Origin of the sequence: Aggregicoccus sp. 17bor-14, from assembly GCF_009659535.1 — a bacterium.
Taxonomy (GTDB): Bacteria; Myxococcota; Myxococcia; order Myxococcales; family Myxococcaceae; genus Aggregicoccus.
Genome location: NZ_VJZZ01000001.1, coordinates 325,424 through 340,717, shown reverse-complemented (window position 1 = coordinate 340,717; position 15,294 = coordinate 325,424). Strand labels below are relative to the sequence as shown.

Genomic DNA, 15,294 nt, shown 5'->3' with positions numbered 1-15,294 from the left:
GGGAGCGGCTCGGGGTGAGGGAGCCGGGCGAAGCTGCGCCCCTATCAGTGCAGCGCCGCCCCGCGCTCGCGCTCCTTCAGCCGCGCGCGCTCGGTGCGGTACTCGCTCAGGGGCGCCTCCCCGCGGCGCACCTTTGCGCGCAGCTCCCGCAGCGCCGTGCGCTCGGCCTGCGCCGCGTCCGGCGCATCGTCCGCGAGCGGCTGCAGCGGGATGCGCAGGTCCACCTGCTGCAGCTCCAGGCCCCGGGAGTCCACGAGCACCAGCCCCCCGATGGCCGCGGTCGCCGCGAGCACCCACGGTGCGATGAGCCGCGCGAGCGAGGGCGCAGGCAGCGCCTCGGCGGCGACCCGCTCCGGGGAGCCGGGGCGCCAGAAGGACGGATGCCGGCGCGCAGCGAGCAGCAGCCCGAAGAAGCAGGCCATGCCCAGCAGCACCATGACCACGGGCGCGAGCACCTGCATGAGGGGGGACGCCGCCTCGGCCTGCGCCTGCACCTTCGCTCCGGCGCCGACGCGCTCGGCAGCGAAGTAGAGCAGGGTGGAGATGAGGTTGTTCGCCGAGTGCGCGGCGATGCCCGGCCACAGCGAGCCGGTGCGCAACAGCAGCAGGCCGAACAGCATGCCCAGCTCCACGCGGGCGAGGAAGCCCACGGGGTCCATGTGGAACGCGCTGAAGACCACGGCGGTGAGGAGCACGGCGCGCTGGGGCGAGAAGGCCGGCGGCATGAGGCCCTGCTGCAGCACGCCGCGGAAGAAGAACTCCTCGCACACCGGCGCGGCGATGCTCACCGCGCCGATGATCAGCGCGAGCTCCAGGGAGGTCTGTCCCCGGAAGATCTGGCTCACGTCCATCACCTTCCAGGACTCGGGCGCGAGCGCCTGCGCGGCGAACTGGATGGGCACCACGAAGGCGAAGAAGTTGGCGAGCCCCAGGGCGAAGCCGAATGCCAGGAGCCCCCAACCCCGCGGCTCGAGGTGCGTGTAGGCCACGGGAGGCCGCCCGGTGCGGCGCAGCATCACCCAGCCCACCGCGAGGAAGACGAAGACCTCGGTGAACCACAGCCCGAAGGGGATGTTCAGCGACTGCACCGCGAAGCCCACCGTCCCGTAGAGCACCAGGACGATGAGCGTCGAGAGCACCGCGAGCCACCGCGCGCTGCGCACGCGCACGAGCCCGGGGGGCTCTGGCGCGGAGGGGCTGGAGGGGAGCTCATCCACCGGGGGACTCCTTGGGCAGTGCTGCGTCAGCCGCGCTCGAGGAAGCGGGCGATCTCTGCGCGGCGCTGGGCGCGCGCCGCGGCGTCCTGCGCGGCCGGACCGAGCCGCAGCTTCTTGTCCTCCTCCACCAGCAGCCGCTGGTCGAGGAGGTACGCGAGCGCGTTCTCCAGCGTGGGCTTGGACAGCGCCTCGGGCGCGAGCAGCTTGCCCGACTGCAGCGCGGCGCGGCCCGCATCCAGCGCGGCGCGCACGAAGCCCTTGCGCTCGGTGACCGTTCCCGCCGCCACCTCCTCCAGCATCTGGTACGCGAGCAGGTAGGCCTCGAGGTAGTCGCGAAGCAGCTCCGCCAGGAAGTCCAGGTCCGGCAGGGCGTGCGCCTCGGGCGCGATGGCGAGCGCGTCGTCGGTGCGCAGCACCAGGCCCATGCGCACCAGGGCCTCGACGGCCTCGGTGAAGAGGATGTCGAAGCTCGCGCCCACCCGGTACATGAACTCGAGCTTGAAGAGGCGCGAGAGGAACAGCGCGCGCTCCTTCACCTGGGCCTGCGAGGCGGGGGCGCCCGCGAGCACTGCGTGCGCCACGAGGCTGCGGGGCGCGAGCAGGTTCATCAGCGTGTTCTTGTAGAAGGCCAGCTCGGGGCGGCGCTCGGGCACCGGCTCGTAGAGCAGCTCTCCTTCCACCTCGCGGGTGCGGATGAGCCCGTCCGAGGCAAAGCTGCGGCCCGCCTCCTGGATGGCCCCCAGCGCCTCGGGATCGCTCGGCGAGTTGCGCAGGATGTGCGAGAGCGGCGCGCCCTCCTCACCGGCGATGCGGCGCAGGGTGCGGATGCGGTCGCCCACCTGTGCGCGGCGCATGCCGGTGCCGCGGTGCGAGCCCGCGAGCAGCGCGGCGCTGACCAGCGCGTTGGGCGTCACGGTGGACACCTTCCCGATGCCGTACATCACGCGGTTGCTCAGCGCGCGCACCAGGCCCTTCTTCTGCTCCTCGTCCACGCCGGCGTCGAGCGAGAGCCCGCGCGCCTTCATCAACTCCACGAGCGAGACGGGCTCGTCGAAGGTGAGGTGGATGCGGCCGTAGCGCGCGGTGAGCACCTTGGGCGCGGTGAGCAGCGCCTTGAGGTCCTCGGGCTTCTTCTCGCCGCCCGCGAGCTCCTTCGAGTACGAGCTGGACTCCACCACCTTCTCGTAGTCGATGGAGACGGGCACGTAGATGATGTCGCTGTTGGCGCGCTCGAGCAGCGCGTCCACCTGCCAGCTGAACATGCCCAGGCGCGGCTGCAGCAGCTTGCCGGTGCGCGAGCGTCCACCCTCCGGGAAGAACTCCTGGTGGATGCCGTCGTGGATGAGCTTCTTGATGTAGGCGCGGAAGGCCGCCGCATACACCTTGTCGTCCTTGAACGAGCGGCGCAGGAAGAAGGCGCCCGCGCGCCGCAGGAACGGCCCCAGGGGCCAGAAGCTCAGGTTCGCGCCGGCGGCCACCAGCGGCGGCTTGTAGCCGCGCTTGAACAGCACCCACGCGAGGATGAGGTAGTCCACGTGGCTCTTGTGCGACGGGCACACCACCACGGGGGCGCCGCGCGCAGCCCGCAGCGCGCGCTCGAGCCCGCGCTCGTCCACGTCGATGCCGTCGTAGATGCGGCTGAACACCCAGTCGAGGATGGGCGAGGCGATGGCCAGCGCCGTGGGACCGGGGCGCGCGGCGATCGCCTCCAGGTCGCGCTTCGCCTCTCGCTCCACGCTCTCCATCCGGCGGCCGCTCGCCTTGGCCACCTCCTCGAGGCTCTCGCGCAGCACGCGGTCGCGCAGGGTCTCTCGGATGAGCCGGTCGGTGCTCTTGGCCGGAGGGCCGAACACCGCACGCGTCTCGCGCGACAGGTGGTGGTGCAGGGCGCTGCGCACCTTGCGCGCGATGAGCTCGTCCGAGTCGCTCGGGTTCTCGCGGATGAAGCGCTGCAGGTCGATGGGCTCGCCCACCCGGAACTGGGCCCGCTTGTAGTTGCGGAAGAAGGCCACCATCGAGTGCACGAAGCCCGGGGCCTCGGGGCTCCCGAACACCATGTCCATGAGGCTCGGCTTGAGCCGGCTGGTGCGCTTCTCCCAGACGAAGAGCTCGGGCACGAGGAACACGGCCGTGTCCGTGCGCCGCGCCATCGCCACCAGCGCCGGGAAGGGGTTCTCGGTGATGTCCTTGCCCTCGGGCGTGAGCAGGGCGGTCTTCTTGAGGAAGATGAGGCCGCTGCCGCTCTGGCGCCGGGCGTAGGTGAAGCGCACGTCGTAGTCGCCGCGCTGCGCGGTGCGCACGAAGGGGCGGGTGAACCAGGGGCGCAGGTTCACCACCGCGCGCACCGCGGGCAGCCCCCGGCGCACCATGGCCCACGCGAGGTACAGGAAGTTGATCCACGCGGTGCTGCGCATCACGTGGACCACGAAGCCGCGCTCGCTCAAGCCGCGCAGCTCCTCCTCGGCCTCGGGCGCGAAGCGCACGCCGTCGAAGTAGCGCGCACCGAGCCAGCGGGACACCGGCCCGAACTCGCACTTCAGGGTCTGCTCGCGGCTCTCCTGGGGCACCACGGCGCTCTCCACGGGGGGCTGCCTCCTACATCGTGTCGGGGGTGGCCACGCCCAGCAGCGTGAGCCCCGCCGCAAGGGTGACCCGGGTCGCATCCGTCAGGGCGAGCCGCGCCGCGCGCAGCGCCGCCTTCTCCTCGCCCTCCACCAGCACGCGCTTGTCGCGGTCCTGGTTGCCCAGCGTGTAGAAGCGGCTGAAGGCCGCCGCCAGGTCCAGCAGCAGGCGCGAGACGAGGCTCGCGTCCAGCTGGTCCGCCGCCTCCTGCACCACCACCGGGAGCCGCGCGATGATGCGCAGCACCGCCTGCTCCTCGGGGAGCGTGAGCAGGCTCGCGTCGTAGGACGCGGGCGCCCCGCCGCCCTTGAGGAGGATGTTGCAGGCGCGCGCGTGCGCGTACTGCAGGTAGGGCCCGGTGTGTCCCTCGAAGCTGAGCATCTCGTCCCAGTCGAAGGTGTAGTCGGTGGTGCGGCGGTTCTTCAGGTCGCCGAACACGATCGCGCCGATGCCGATCTGCTCGGCGAGCTTCTCCGCGTCCTCCGTGTGGATGCGGCCCGCCGCCTGGTTCTCCTTCACCTTCTCCAGGGCGCGGTTCTTCGCCTCGTCCAGCACCTGGCTGAGCAGCACCACGTTGCCCTTGCGCGTGCTCATCCCGTGCACGCGCCCGAAGCCCGGGTGCACCAGCCGCTCCGCCCACTCGCGGCCCATGGCCTTGAGCACGCCGAACACCTGGCGGAAGTGCAGCGCCTGGTCGTTGGCCACCACGTACAGCGCCTTCTCGAAGCCGAAGCGCTCCCAGCGGTCGTGCGCCGCCGCCAGGTCGCGCGTGGCGTAGAGCGTGGAGCCGTCGTTCTTCTTGAGCAGCACGGGCGGCTCGCCCTCGGCATAGGGCAGGTCCACGATGAGCGCGCCCTGGGACTCCTTCACCCCGGGCTTCTTCGCGATCTCGTCGATGACCGCGTCCATCTTGCCCTGGTAGCGGCTCTCGCCCTCGAAGTGCTCGAACTCGATGCCCAGGCGCGCGTAGATGCGCTTGAAGTCCGCGAGGCTGGTGTCGCGGAACTGCTGCCAGAGCGCGAGCGCCTCGGGGTCTCCGGCCTCCATGCGGCGAAAGAAGTCGCGGGCGCGCTCGTCGAACGCGGGCTCCTTCTCCGCGCGCGCGTTCGCCTTGACGTACACCTCCACCAGGTGCGCCATGTCGTTGCGGCGCGCCGGGTCGCCGTACTCCTGGAAGCCCACGGCGACGAGACCGAACTGCTTGCCCCAGTCACCGAGGTAGTTGATGCCCTCCACCCGGTAGCCCAGCGCGCGGTGCAGGTTCGCGAGGCTGTGGCCGATCATCGTCGAGCGGATGTGGTGGAACGCGATGGGCTTGGCGATGTTGGGCGAGGAGTAGTCGATGACCACCGTCTTGCCCGCGCCCACGTCGCCCCCGCCGTACGCGAGCCCCGCGCCGCGGGCCGCGTCGATGACCTCCTGCGTGAAGGGCTGCACGGCGAAGCGCGCGTTCACGTAGGGGCCCGCCGCCGCGATCTCCAGGCCCGGCACCTTCACGGAGGCGGCCGTCGCCGCGGCAATCGCCGGCGGCGCCTTCTTCTGCTGCTTGGCGAGCGCGAAGGTGGGGAAGGAGAGGTCGCCGTGCGGCGGCTCGGCGGGCTTCACCTGGGCCTCGACGTCGGAGACCGGGAGCCCGAGCGCCTGGGCGAGCGCCTCGCAGAAGGCGCGGCGGTAGCGAAGATAGACGGGAGTGCTCATGACCGGGGCGGATACTACAGCCCCGGGCGTTTGGGCAGCGGGCGAATCGGGGGCCCGTTGCCCGTGCTGCTCAGGGCAGCCCGGCCGAGCGGCGGCTGGGGCGCACCACCGCAGCCACCGTGTCCAGCAGCTTGGGCAGCTGCAGGGGCTTCTCGAAGAAGCCGTCGATGCGCTCGAGGCCGCCCGCAGACGCGAGCGAGGCCACCTCGCTGGCCCCCGAGATGAGGTACACGGCCACCTCCGCGAGGTGCGCGTCGCCGCGGATGAAGCGCAGCACCGAGCGGCCGTCCTCCTCGCTCAGGCGCAGGTCCAGCAGCACCATGGCGGGGCGGATGTGCGAGAGGATGGCGCGCGCCGCGGCCCCGTTCGCCGCCGTCATCACCCGGTAGCCCTCCTCCTCGAGCACCTGCTGCAGCACCTCGCGGCAGTCGCGGTCGTCCTCGACGATGAGGATGCCGCCCGCGCTCGGGGCGGGCACGTCCGGCTGGGGGCTCGCCACGGCGCCCGCGAACATGGGCAGGGCGAGCTGCAGCGTGGTGCCCTCGCCCAGGGTGCTGCTCGCGTCCACCCGGCCGCCGTGCAGGCCCAGGATCTTGGCCACCAGGGGCAGTGCGAGCCCGCCGCCGCCGTTGACCCGGGGGGTGCCCGGCTGGGCGCGGAAGAAGGGATCGAAGAGGTGCTCCAGGTCCTCGGACGAGAGCCCCGGGCCGTTGTCCTTCACGCTCAAGAGCGCGAGCCCGCCCTCGGTGGAGACGCGCAGCTCCACGCTGCGGTCGGCGTCCCCGTTGTGCATCGCGTGCTCGGCCAGGTGGGCAATCGCTTCCGCGATGCGCTCGCGGTCCCCGCGCACGAAGACCTCGGTGCAGGGCGGGATGGTGAGGCGCACGCGCGCGGCCTCGGCCTGCGGCGCGAGCGCGCGCACCACCTCCTCGGCCACCGCCTTGAGCCCGAAGGCGCGCTGGTTCAGCTGCATCTTGCCGCTCTGCAGCCGCGACATGAGCAGCAGGTCGTTCACCATGCGCAGCATCCGGTCGGCGCTGCGGTCGCAGGTCTGCACGGCCTTGGCTTGCCCCTCGGAGAGCGCCCCCAGCTTCTGCCGCCCCAGCATCGCCAGGTACGCCTTGATGGTGGTGAGCGGGTTCTTCAGGTCGTGCGAGACGTTGCCCAGCAGCTCGTCGCGGTTGTCCTCGAGGCTCTTGAGGCCGGCGATCGCCGTCTGCAGATCCTTCTCGCGCCGGGCGCTGTCGTCGCGCAGGCGCGCCAGCTCGTACGCCGCCGAGAGCTGACCGGCGAGCGCGCTCAGCAGCGAGTCACTCGCCGTGCGCCGCGGGGCGAGCAGCGCGAGGCAGCCGTTCACCCCGTGCGCACCCTCCAGGGGCACCGCCACGGTGTCCTCGTCGCGCTGGATGGTTCGCGTCGTGAAGGCGCGCCCCAGCACGCCCTCGTCCGGGGACACAGCGGTGATGCGCGCGTCGTAGCGGCCGCGCACGTGCTCCACGAGCAGCTGCTTGCGCTCGCCGTCGTAGCGCGCCACGTAGCAGGCCTTGGGCTGCAAGAGCGCGTGCACCGTCTGCAGCTGCGCGCGCAGCGCCTCGAGGGGACCTGCGTTGCCGGTGAGGTGGCGCACCATCTCGGTGAGCGCGGCCTCGGCGGCCTCCGTCTCTACCGTCGGGAGCTCGCGCGCGGGGCGCGCGGGGCGCTTCCGCTGCGGCTTCGCCGGCTCCTTCGGCGCGGAGGGCCGCAGGGCGACGACGTTGCTGGGCGGGGGGCTCTTCTTCGAGCGGACGGGGCGCTTGGGCTCTTCGCGTGACATCGGCGCCCATCCTCCCAGAGCCCCCGCGCGGGCGGAATGTGCGCGGGACGCGGGGTGGGACTCAGGACAGCTTGCCTGTCCGCTTCAGGACAGGGCCCGTCAGGCGCGCCGCTGCACGTTCCCGGAGGCGTCGAGGAAGAAGGGCTCCTGCACCACGGCCTGCACCTTCTCGCGGAAGCCCTGCACGCCGAAGCCGCTCTGGTGCAGCGCCGCCAGCGCCGCCATCTGCACGCGGCGCGCGGTCTCCTCGGCGGTGAGCAGGCGCAGGATGGGCTCGCGCGCCGGCTCGTACTTGCGGGGCCCCAGCGCCGCGAGCGCCGCGAGCTTCACGTCGTCCGCCATGTCCTCGAGGAAGGGCAGGGTGGCGGGGGCGATGCGCGCGTCCTCGCGCCCCTCCAGCGCGTGCAGGAGCACCACCTTCTTCTCCGGGGTGCGCGTGTACTGACTGCCCAGCTGCCCGAGCAGCTCGAGCAGGATGGCGGTCACCTCCGCCTCGGGCAGCAGCGCGGTGAGCACGCGCAGGGCCCAGGAGGTGGCCTGGTCGCTCTTGCGCAGGAACTCCTTCACCGGGGCCACCGCGTCCTGCCCGAAGCCCTTGATCAGCTCGAAGGTGTGCTCCTTCTCGTCCGCGTCCGTGGTGAGCGGCTCCACGGTGACGGTGAAGCGGCTCATCAGCACGCTCACGGCCTCCGGGAACTTCATCTCGCCCAGCTGCTGCAGGGCCTTCTGGCGCGTCGTCGGGTCGCCGTACTTCTGCGTCACCTTGGACTTGAGCTTGAGGGCCTTCTCGGGACCCGAACCACCGAAGATGTCGAAGAAACCCATGGCGCTGTGGACTCCGGCTGCTGTGAGTGGCGCCGCCGCCTTAGGCCGGCGCGTGGAGGAAGGCAAGGGCTGTCAGAGCTTGAGCTGCGCGCGCACGTCGCCGCGGTATGCGCGCTCCAGCGCCTCGGCCGCGGCGCGCGCCGCGTCGTCCGCCTCCTCGGGCACGCGCACCTCCAGCCGCAGGTAGAGGTCTCCCGCGGCGCCGCCGCGCAGGGACGGCGCGCCGCGCCCGCGCAGGCGCATCTTCTTGCCGGACTGCGAGCCGGGCGGCACCCGCACCGTCACGTCCCCCTGGAAGGTGGGCACCCGCACCTCGGCGCCCAGCAGCGCCTCGCGCACCGTGATGGGCAGGTCCATGTGCAGGTCATCGCCCTCGCGGCGCACGAGCGGGTGCTCGGCCACCTCGGTCTCGATGTAGAGGTCCCCCGCAGGGCCCCCGCGCTCGCCCGGGCCTCCCTGGCCCGCGAGCCGCACCTTCGAGCCGGTCTGCACGCCGGCGGGGATCTTCACCGTGAGCTGCTTCGTCTCCTCGGCGCCGCCGCGGCCCGGGCGCCGCACGTTGAGCGTGCGCTCGGTGCCCTGCAGCGCCTCGGCGAACGAGAGCCCCACGCGGGCGCTCAGGTCCTCGCCCGGCACGGGCCCCGCGGGACGCCTGCGCCCGGCGCGCCCGAACAGCTCGCCTGGATCGAAGCCCGCGCCGCCCCCGCCGCCGCCCCCGGCCGCCGCGCGCCCGAACAGCTCGCCGAACAGGTCGCCGATGTCCACGCCCTCGCCGCCCATGTCGAAGGGAATGCCCCCGCGGCTGTAGCCGCCGCCGCCCGGAGCGGACGCCGCGGCGCGGTAGGCGCGGTACTGCTCGGCCTTCTTCTCGTCGAAGCCGATCTTCGCCGCGTCGTCGCCGAACTCGTCGTAGAGCTTGCGCTTCTTGGGGTCTCCGAGCACCTCGAACGCGGCGCCCAGCTGCTTGAACTTCTCCTCGGCGGCCTTGTTGCCGGGGTTCACGTCCGGGTGGTGCTTGCGGGCCAGCCGGCGGTACGCCTTCTTGACCTCCTCGTCGGAGGCGCTGCGGGCCACGCCCAGAACTTGGTAGAAGTCTTCGGCCATAGGTTGCGTAAAACGTAACCAGCCTGGAGGAGTGCGCCAGCGCGCCATGCGCGGGGGGCTCATTCCGGAGCCCACGGATGACTAAGGTTGCGGCGATGCGAGGCAGGGTCGGTACAGCACGGGGGCGGCGGGCAGGGTGGGGAGCGGCGCTGGCGCTCGCCGGGGCCTGTCTCGGGAGCCTTCCCCTGGCCGCGGCTGCTCAGGCGGCGCCCCAGGGCCGCATCTTCGACCGGGTGGTGGCGGTGGTGGAGAACCAGGTGCTCACGCTCAGCGAGCTGGAGTTCGAGGCGCGCGTCGCGCTGCTCGAGCGGGGAGGCGTGCAGGCAGCCGAGGCCCCGCTCGACGAGGCGGTGCTGCGCAGCGCGCTGGAGCTCGCGCTGAGCCAGCGCCTCCAGGTCCTGGATGCGGACCGCCTCCAGGCCTCACCGGCGGACCCCCAGGAGGTCCAGGCCCGCTACGTCCGGCTCGTGGAGCGCATGGGTGGAGAGCCCGCGTTGCAGGCCTTCCTCGCCCGCTACGAGGCGGACGCGGAGGGGCTGCGCGCCCTGCTCGAGCGCAGCGTGCGCGCCGAGCACATCCTGGACAGCCGCGTGCGGCTGCGCGCCCAGGTGAGCGAGGCGGAGGTGCGCCGCTCCTACGAGGCCCACGCGCGCGAGCTCGGCGGCGCCCCCTACGCGAGCGTGCGCGCCCAGCTGCGCGAGCGCCTGGTGCGCGAGCGCTACGCGCAGCTCGCCCAGGAGGAGCTGGCCAACGTGCGGCGCAGCCCCGCGGTGCGCCGCGTGGCCCCCTTCGCCCGGGAGGCCGCACCGTGAGGCGCCTGAGAGAGGGCGAGGTCCCCTCGCCGCACCCGACCTTCCAGCTGCGTCAGATGACGCACGAGGACCTGCCGGCGGTGATGGCCATCGAGGCGGTCGCCTTCCGCAACCCCTGGTCGCTCGAGCTGCTGCGGCGCGAGCTCAGCCACGACTGGTCCACCATCCTGCTCGTGGAGGAGCCGCTGCCCGAGGGGGGCATGCGCCTCCTCGGCTTCTCCATCTTCTGGATCGTCCACGACGAGGTGCACATCCTCAACGTCGCCACCGCGCCCGAGCAGCGCCGGCGCGGCGTGGCCCGCGTGGCCCTGGAGGCCACCCTGGCGCGCGGCCGGGAGCGCAAGTGCACGCTCGCCACCCTGGAGGTCCGCCGCAGCAACGAGGCCGCGCTCAACCTCTACAAGGGCTTCGGTTTCCGTGCGGTCGGAATTCGCCCCAACTACTACGTGGACGAGGGCGAGGACGCGATCGTGATGGTGCTCGACCTCTGAAGCCCCCGGGCGAGCCGCGGTGTAGGCGGACCGGGAGTGCTTGACACAGGGGGGTCCCCCCCTATACTCGCGACCCTTTTTCAAGCGCAGTTGTAGGACAGTATGCGCTGCTCCGGCCGTGAGCTGCGGGGCATCCATCCAGCGAGAAGGATTCACTAGTGCCGACGATTAGCCAGCTGGTCCGTCAGGGCCGCGAGAAGCTGAACATCAAGGGCAAGTCTCCCGCCCTCAAGGAGTGCCCGCAGAAGCGCGGCGTGTGCACTCGCGTGTACACGACGACCCCGAAGAAGCCGAACTCGGCCCTTCGCAAGGTCGCCCGCGTGCGCCTCACCAACGGGATCGAGGTCACCTCGTACATCCCCGGCGTGGGCCACAACCTCCAGGAGCACTCGGTGGTCATGATCCGCGGCGGTCGCGTGAAGGACCTCCCGGGCGTTCGCTACCACATCGTGCGCGGCACCCTCGACTCCGTGGGCGTTGCCGGCCGCAAGCAGAGCCGCTCGAAGTACGGCGCCAAGCGCCCGAGCTAGTCCGCTTCACGCAGTCACCACCTTCGTTGCGTCCTGGGACGCGCTGCCCCGCACCCTGGGGAGCGTCCTGAGTCGTTTCTGTCAAAGCCGTTCGTACAAGCCCCACTTTGAAGCTCTCCAAGGAGAGCGGGGCGTAAGGGAAATCAGATGCCTCGTCGTCGCGTAGTCGCCAAGCGCAAGATCCTTCCCGATCCGAAGTTCCAGGATCGGCTCGTCACCAAGTTCGTCAACGACCTCATGCGCAAGGGCAACAAGTCCATCGCTGAGCGCGTGTGCTACGGCGCCTTCGGTCTCATCGAGGAGCGGGCGAAGGAAGACCCCCTCAAGACCTTCAAGAAGGCCCTGGACAACGTGAAGCCCGTGCTCGAGGTGAAGAGCCGCCGCGTCGGTGGCGCCACCTACCAGGTCCCCGTGGAGGTCCGTCAGGATCGCCGCGTGGCGCTCGGCATGCGCTGGATCATCACCTACGCGAAGGCGCGCGGTGAGAAGACGGCCATGGAGAAGCTCGCCGGCGAGATCATGGACGCGGCGAACAACCGCGGCAACGCCGTGAAGAAGCGCGAGGACACCCACAAGATGGCCGAGGCCAACAAGGCCTTCGCGCACTACCGCTGGTAGACCCTTCGTAGGTCTCGCGGTGCGGCGGCGCCCGGATGCGGATTCCCGCGTCCGGGCGTTTCCGTTTCCAGCAGTCTGCTTCTTTGCCGTTCCCCGGACGGGGCCGGCGCGCTATCAGACGGCGCGCGGCGGGCCCTTCCGCCCCTTCTTTCACGAGGACAGCAACGCCATGGCTCGCGAATACCCGCTCGAGCGCTACCGCAACATCGGCATCATGGCGCACATCGATGCCGGCAAGACCACCACCACCGAGCGGATCCTGTTCTACACGGGCGCGATCCACAAGATGGGCGAGGTGCACGAGGGCACCACCACCACGGACTGGATGGTGCAGGAGCGCGAGCGCGGCATCACCATCACGAGCGCCGCCATCACCGCCTTCTGGACCCGCCGGGATCAGAAGTACCGCGTGAACATCATCGACACGCCGGGCCACGTGGACTTCACCATCGAGGTGGAGCGCTCCTTGCGCGTGCTGGACGGCGCCATCGCCGTGTTCGACGGCGTGAACGGCGTGGAGCCGCAGAGCGAGACCGTCTGGCGCCAGGCGGACAAGTACAAGGTCCCGCGCATCTGCTTCATCAACAAGATGGACCGCGTGGGCGCGGACTTCGACATGTCCGTGAACTCGCTGCGCGAGAAGCTCGGCGCACGCCCCGTGGTCATGCAGCTGCCGCTGGGCACCGAGGACAAGCTGCGCGGGGTCATCGACCTCGTGCTGATGAAGGCGCTCGTCTTCGAGGACGCGGTGCAGGGCAGCCGCTTCAGCGTGGAGGAGATCCCCGAGGACTTCCGCGCAGCGGCGGAGGAGGCGCGCGGCCACCTGCTGGAGGCCGCCGCCGAGCAGGACGACGCGCTCACCGAGAAGTTCCTCGAGGGCCACGAGCTCACCGAGGAGGAGATCCGCGGCGCCATCCGCAAGGGCTGCCTCGGCCTCAAGCTGTTCCCGGTCTTCTGCGGCTCCGCCTTCAAGCACAAGGGCGTGCAGCCCCTGCTGGACGCGGTCGTGGACTACCTGCCGGGCCCCCTGGACGTGCCGCCCGTGCACGGCAAGAGCCCCAAGGGCGCGGACGAGACGCGCGAGACGAGCGACAAGGCCCCCTTCAGCGCGCTCGCGTTCAAGATCATGACGGACCCCTTCGTGGGCACGCTCACGTTCATCCGCGTCTACTCGGGCAAGTTGGAAGCGGGCACCACGGTGTGGAACGGCGCCAAGGGCAAGCGCGAGCGCGCGAGCCGGCTCCTTCAGATGCGCGCGGACAAGCGCGACGAGCTCTCCGAGTGCTACGCCGGGGACATCTGCGCCGTGGTGGGGCTCAAGAACTTCACCACCGGCGACACGCTGTGTGACGACAAGCACCCCATCATCCTCGAGAAGATGGAGTTCCCCGAGCCGGTCATCGACATCGCGATCGAGCCGAAGAGCACGGCGGACCAGGACAAGATCCACCAGAGCCTGCAGCGCCTCGCGATGGAGGACCCGTCCTTCCGCGTGAAGACGAACGAGGAGACGGGGCAGACCATCATCGCCGGCATGGGCGAGCTGCACCTCGAGATCATCGTCGACCGGCTCCTGCGCGAGTTCAAGGTCGACGCGAACGTGGGCAAGCCGCAGGTGGCCTACCGCGAGACCGTCACCGCCACCGTCGAGTCCGAGGGCAAGTACATCCGCCAGCTCGGCGGCAAGGGCGTGTACGGCCACGTCTGGCTGCGCGTCGGCCCCAACGAGCCCGGCAAGGGCTTCCACTTCGAGAACACGATCTCCGGCGCCACGGTGCCCAAGGAGTTCATCGCCGCGGTGGAGCAGGGCGTGAGCGAGAGCCTGCAGAGCGGCCCCATCGCCGGCTACCCCATGGTGGACGTGAAGGTGGAGGCCTACGACGGCTCCATCCACGAGGTGGACTCCAACGAGATGGCCTTCAAGGTCGCCGGCTCCATGGCGTTCAGGGATGCCGTGAACCGCGCGCAGGCCGTGCTGCTCGAGCCGGTGATGAGCTGCGAGATCGTCACCCCCGACGACTTCATGGGCGACGTCATCGGCGACCTGAACGGCCGCCGCGGCAAGATCATGGGCATGAGCCCCCGCCCGGGCGGCGTGCAGGCCATCCAGGCCCAGGTGCCCCTGGCCGCCATGTTCGGCTACTCGACCGACCTGCGCAGCCGCAGCCAGGGAAGAGCCACCTACACCATGCAGTTCAGTCACTACGCGCCCGCTCCGAAGTCGGCGCTCAACCGCTAGGGCAGGGGAGAGCGCAACGGGCAACCGATCGAATTCGGTTGACCTTTGTAGGCCGTTGGAGCACGACGCACACCCTTTACTGCTTTTTGACCCCGCCGGCCTCCGCAGGAACCGGCACCGCGAGGAGACGCGATGAGCAAGGAGAAGTTCGATCGCAGCAAGCCCCACGTGAACATCGGGACGATTGGGCACGTGGACCACGGCAAGACGTCGCTGACGGCCGCCATCACGAAGGTGCTGGCGAAGACGGGCGGCGCGACGTTCCTCGCGTACGACCAGATTGACAAGGCGCCGGAGGAGCGCGAGCGCGGCATCACCATCTCCACCGCGCACGTGGAGTACCAGACGCAGAACCGGCACTACGCGCACGTGGACTGCCCGGGCCACGCCGACTACGTGAAGAACATGATTACGGGCGCGGCGCAGATGGACGGCGCCATCCTCGTGGTGTCGGCGGCCGATGGGCCCATGCCCCAGACGCGCGAGCACATCCTGCTCGCCCGCCAGGTGGGCGTGCCCTACATCGTCGTCTTCCTCAACAAGGTGGACATGCTGGATGACCCCGAGCTGCGCGAGCTCGTGGAGATGGAGGTGCGTGACCTCCTCAAGAAGTACGACTTCCCCGGTGACAGCATCCCCATCGTGCCCGGCAGCGCCCTCAAGGCGCTCGAGGGCGACACCTCGGACATCGGCGAGGGGGCCATCCTCAAGCTGATGGCGGCCGTGGACAGCTACATCCCCACGCCCCAGCGCGCGACGGACAAGCCCTTCCTCATGCCGGTGGAGGACGTGGTCAGCATCGTCGGTCGCGGCACGGTGTGCACGGGGCGCGTGGAGCGCGGCATCATCAAGGTGGGCGAGGAAGTCGAAATCGTCGGCCTCAAGCCCACGCAGAAGACCGTCGTCACGGGCGTGGAGATGTTCCGCAAGCTGCTGGACCAGGGCATGGCGGGCGACAACATCGGCGCGCTGGTGCGCGGCCTCAAGCGCGAGGACGTGGAGCGCGGCCAGGTGATGGCGAAGCCGGGCAGCATCACCCCGCACACGAAGTTCAAGGCGCAGATTTACGTGCTGACGAAGGAGGAGGGCGGCCGCCACACCCCCTTCTTCAAGGGCTACCGCCCCCAGTTCTACTTCCGCACCACCGACGTGACGGGCACCGTGAAGCTGCCGGAGAACGTCGAGATGGTGATGCCGGGCGACAACATCGCCATCGAGGTGGAGCTCATCACCCCCATCGCCATGGAGAAGGAGCTGCGCTTCGCCGTGCGCGAGGGCGGCCGCACCGTGGGCGCCGGCGTCGTGGCGGACATCATCGCGTAATT

General features: G+C 70.7%; 12 protein-coding genes. 6 read left to right on the top strand and 6 right to left on the bottom strand.

The window, feature by feature from the left end; all coding sequences use genetic code 11:
• Positions 1 to 44 precede the first annotated feature (44 nt).
• The 6 genes from FGE12_RS01540 to FGE12_RS01515 all read right to left on the bottom strand — a co-directional run bounded on the left by FGE12_RS01540 (position 45) and on the right by FGE12_RS01515 (position 9,279).
• Positions 45 to 1,217 (bottom strand): type II CAAX endopeptidase family protein, encoded by a 1,173-nt coding sequence (locus FGE12_RS01540; protein ID WP_194797457.1) that lies wholly within the window; start codon positions 1,215 to 1,217, stop codon positions 45 to 47.
• 26 nt (positions 1,218 to 1,243) lie between these two features.
• Positions 1,244 to 3,799, bottom strand: a complete 2,556-nt coding sequence (locus tag FGE12_RS01535) for a 1-acyl-sn-glycerol-3-phosphate acyltransferase (RefSeq protein ID WP_194797456.1) — start codon at positions 3,797 to 3,799, stop codon at positions 1,244 to 1,246.
• Between the two features lie 13 nt (positions 3,800 to 3,812).
• Entirely contained in the window at positions 3,813 to 5,537 is a 1,725-nt protein-coding gene (argS, locus tag FGE12_RS01530; protein ID WP_153864412.1) for an arginine--tRNA ligase, read from the bottom strand.
• A gap of 70 nt (positions 5,538 to 5,607) precedes the next feature.
• Positions 5,608 to 7,350 (bottom strand): hybrid sensor histidine kinase/response regulator, encoded by a 1,743-nt coding sequence (locus FGE12_RS01525; RefSeq protein WP_153864411.1) that lies wholly within the window; start codon positions 7,348 to 7,350, stop codon positions 5,608 to 5,610.
• Positions 7,351 to 7,449: 99 nt separating this feature from the next.
• Positions 7,450 to 8,175 carry a HEAT repeat domain-containing protein gene (locus tag FGE12_RS01520; RefSeq protein WP_153864410.1) on the bottom strand — a complete coding sequence of 242 codons (726 nt, stop codon included), beginning with the start codon at positions 8,173 to 8,175 and terminating at the stop codon, positions 7,450 to 7,452.
• 72 nt (positions 8,176 to 8,247) lie between these two features.
• Positions 8,248 to 9,279 (bottom strand): DnaJ C-terminal domain-containing protein, encoded by a 1,032-nt coding sequence (locus FGE12_RS01515; protein ID WP_153864409.1) that lies wholly within the window; start codon positions 9,277 to 9,279, stop codon positions 8,248 to 8,250.
• 95 nt (positions 9,280 to 9,374) lie between these two features.
• Between FGE12_RS01515 and FGE12_RS01510 the strand changes: the two genes are divergently transcribed.
• The 6 genes from FGE12_RS01510 to tuf all read left to right on the top strand — a co-directional run bounded on the left by FGE12_RS01510 (position 9,375) and on the right by tuf (position 15,292).
• Positions 9,375 to 10,091 carry a hypothetical protein gene (locus FGE12_RS01510; RefSeq protein WP_153864408.1) on the top strand — a complete coding sequence of 239 codons (717 nt, stop codon included), beginning with the start codon at positions 9,375 to 9,377 and terminating at the stop codon, positions 10,089 to 10,091.
• Positions 10,088 to 10,582: a ribosomal protein S18-alanine N-acetyltransferase gene (gene rimI, locus FGE12_RS01505; protein ID WP_370458847.1), complete on the top strand. Its 495-nt coding sequence runs from the start codon at positions 10,088 to 10,090 to the stop codon at positions 10,580 to 10,582. Before FGE12_RS01510 ends, rimI begins: the two co-directional genes overlap by 4 nt.
• Positions 10,583 to 10,740: 158 nt before the next feature.
• Entirely contained in the window at positions 10,741 to 11,112 is a 372-nt protein-coding gene (gene rpsL, locus FGE12_RS01500; RefSeq protein WP_194797455.1) for a 30S ribosomal protein S12, read from the top strand.
• Between the two features lie 147 nt (positions 11,113 to 11,259).
• A complete protein-coding gene (gene rpsG / locus FGE12_RS01495) occupies positions 11,260 to 11,730 on the top strand; it encodes a 30S ribosomal protein S7 (protein WP_153864407.1) in 471 nt (156 codons plus the stop codon).
• Positions 11,731 to 11,899: 169 nt separating this feature from the next.
• Entirely contained in the window at positions 11,900 to 13,969 is a 2,070-nt protein-coding gene (gene fusA, locus FGE12_RS01490) for an elongation factor G (RefSeq protein WP_153864406.1), read from the top strand.
• Between the two features lie 132 nt (positions 13,970 to 14,101).
• Entirely contained in the window at positions 14,102 to 15,292 is a 1,191-nt protein-coding gene (tuf, locus tag FGE12_RS01485) for an elongation factor Tu (RefSeq protein WP_153864405.1), read from the top strand.
• Positions 15,293 to 15,294: the final 2 nt, after the last annotated feature.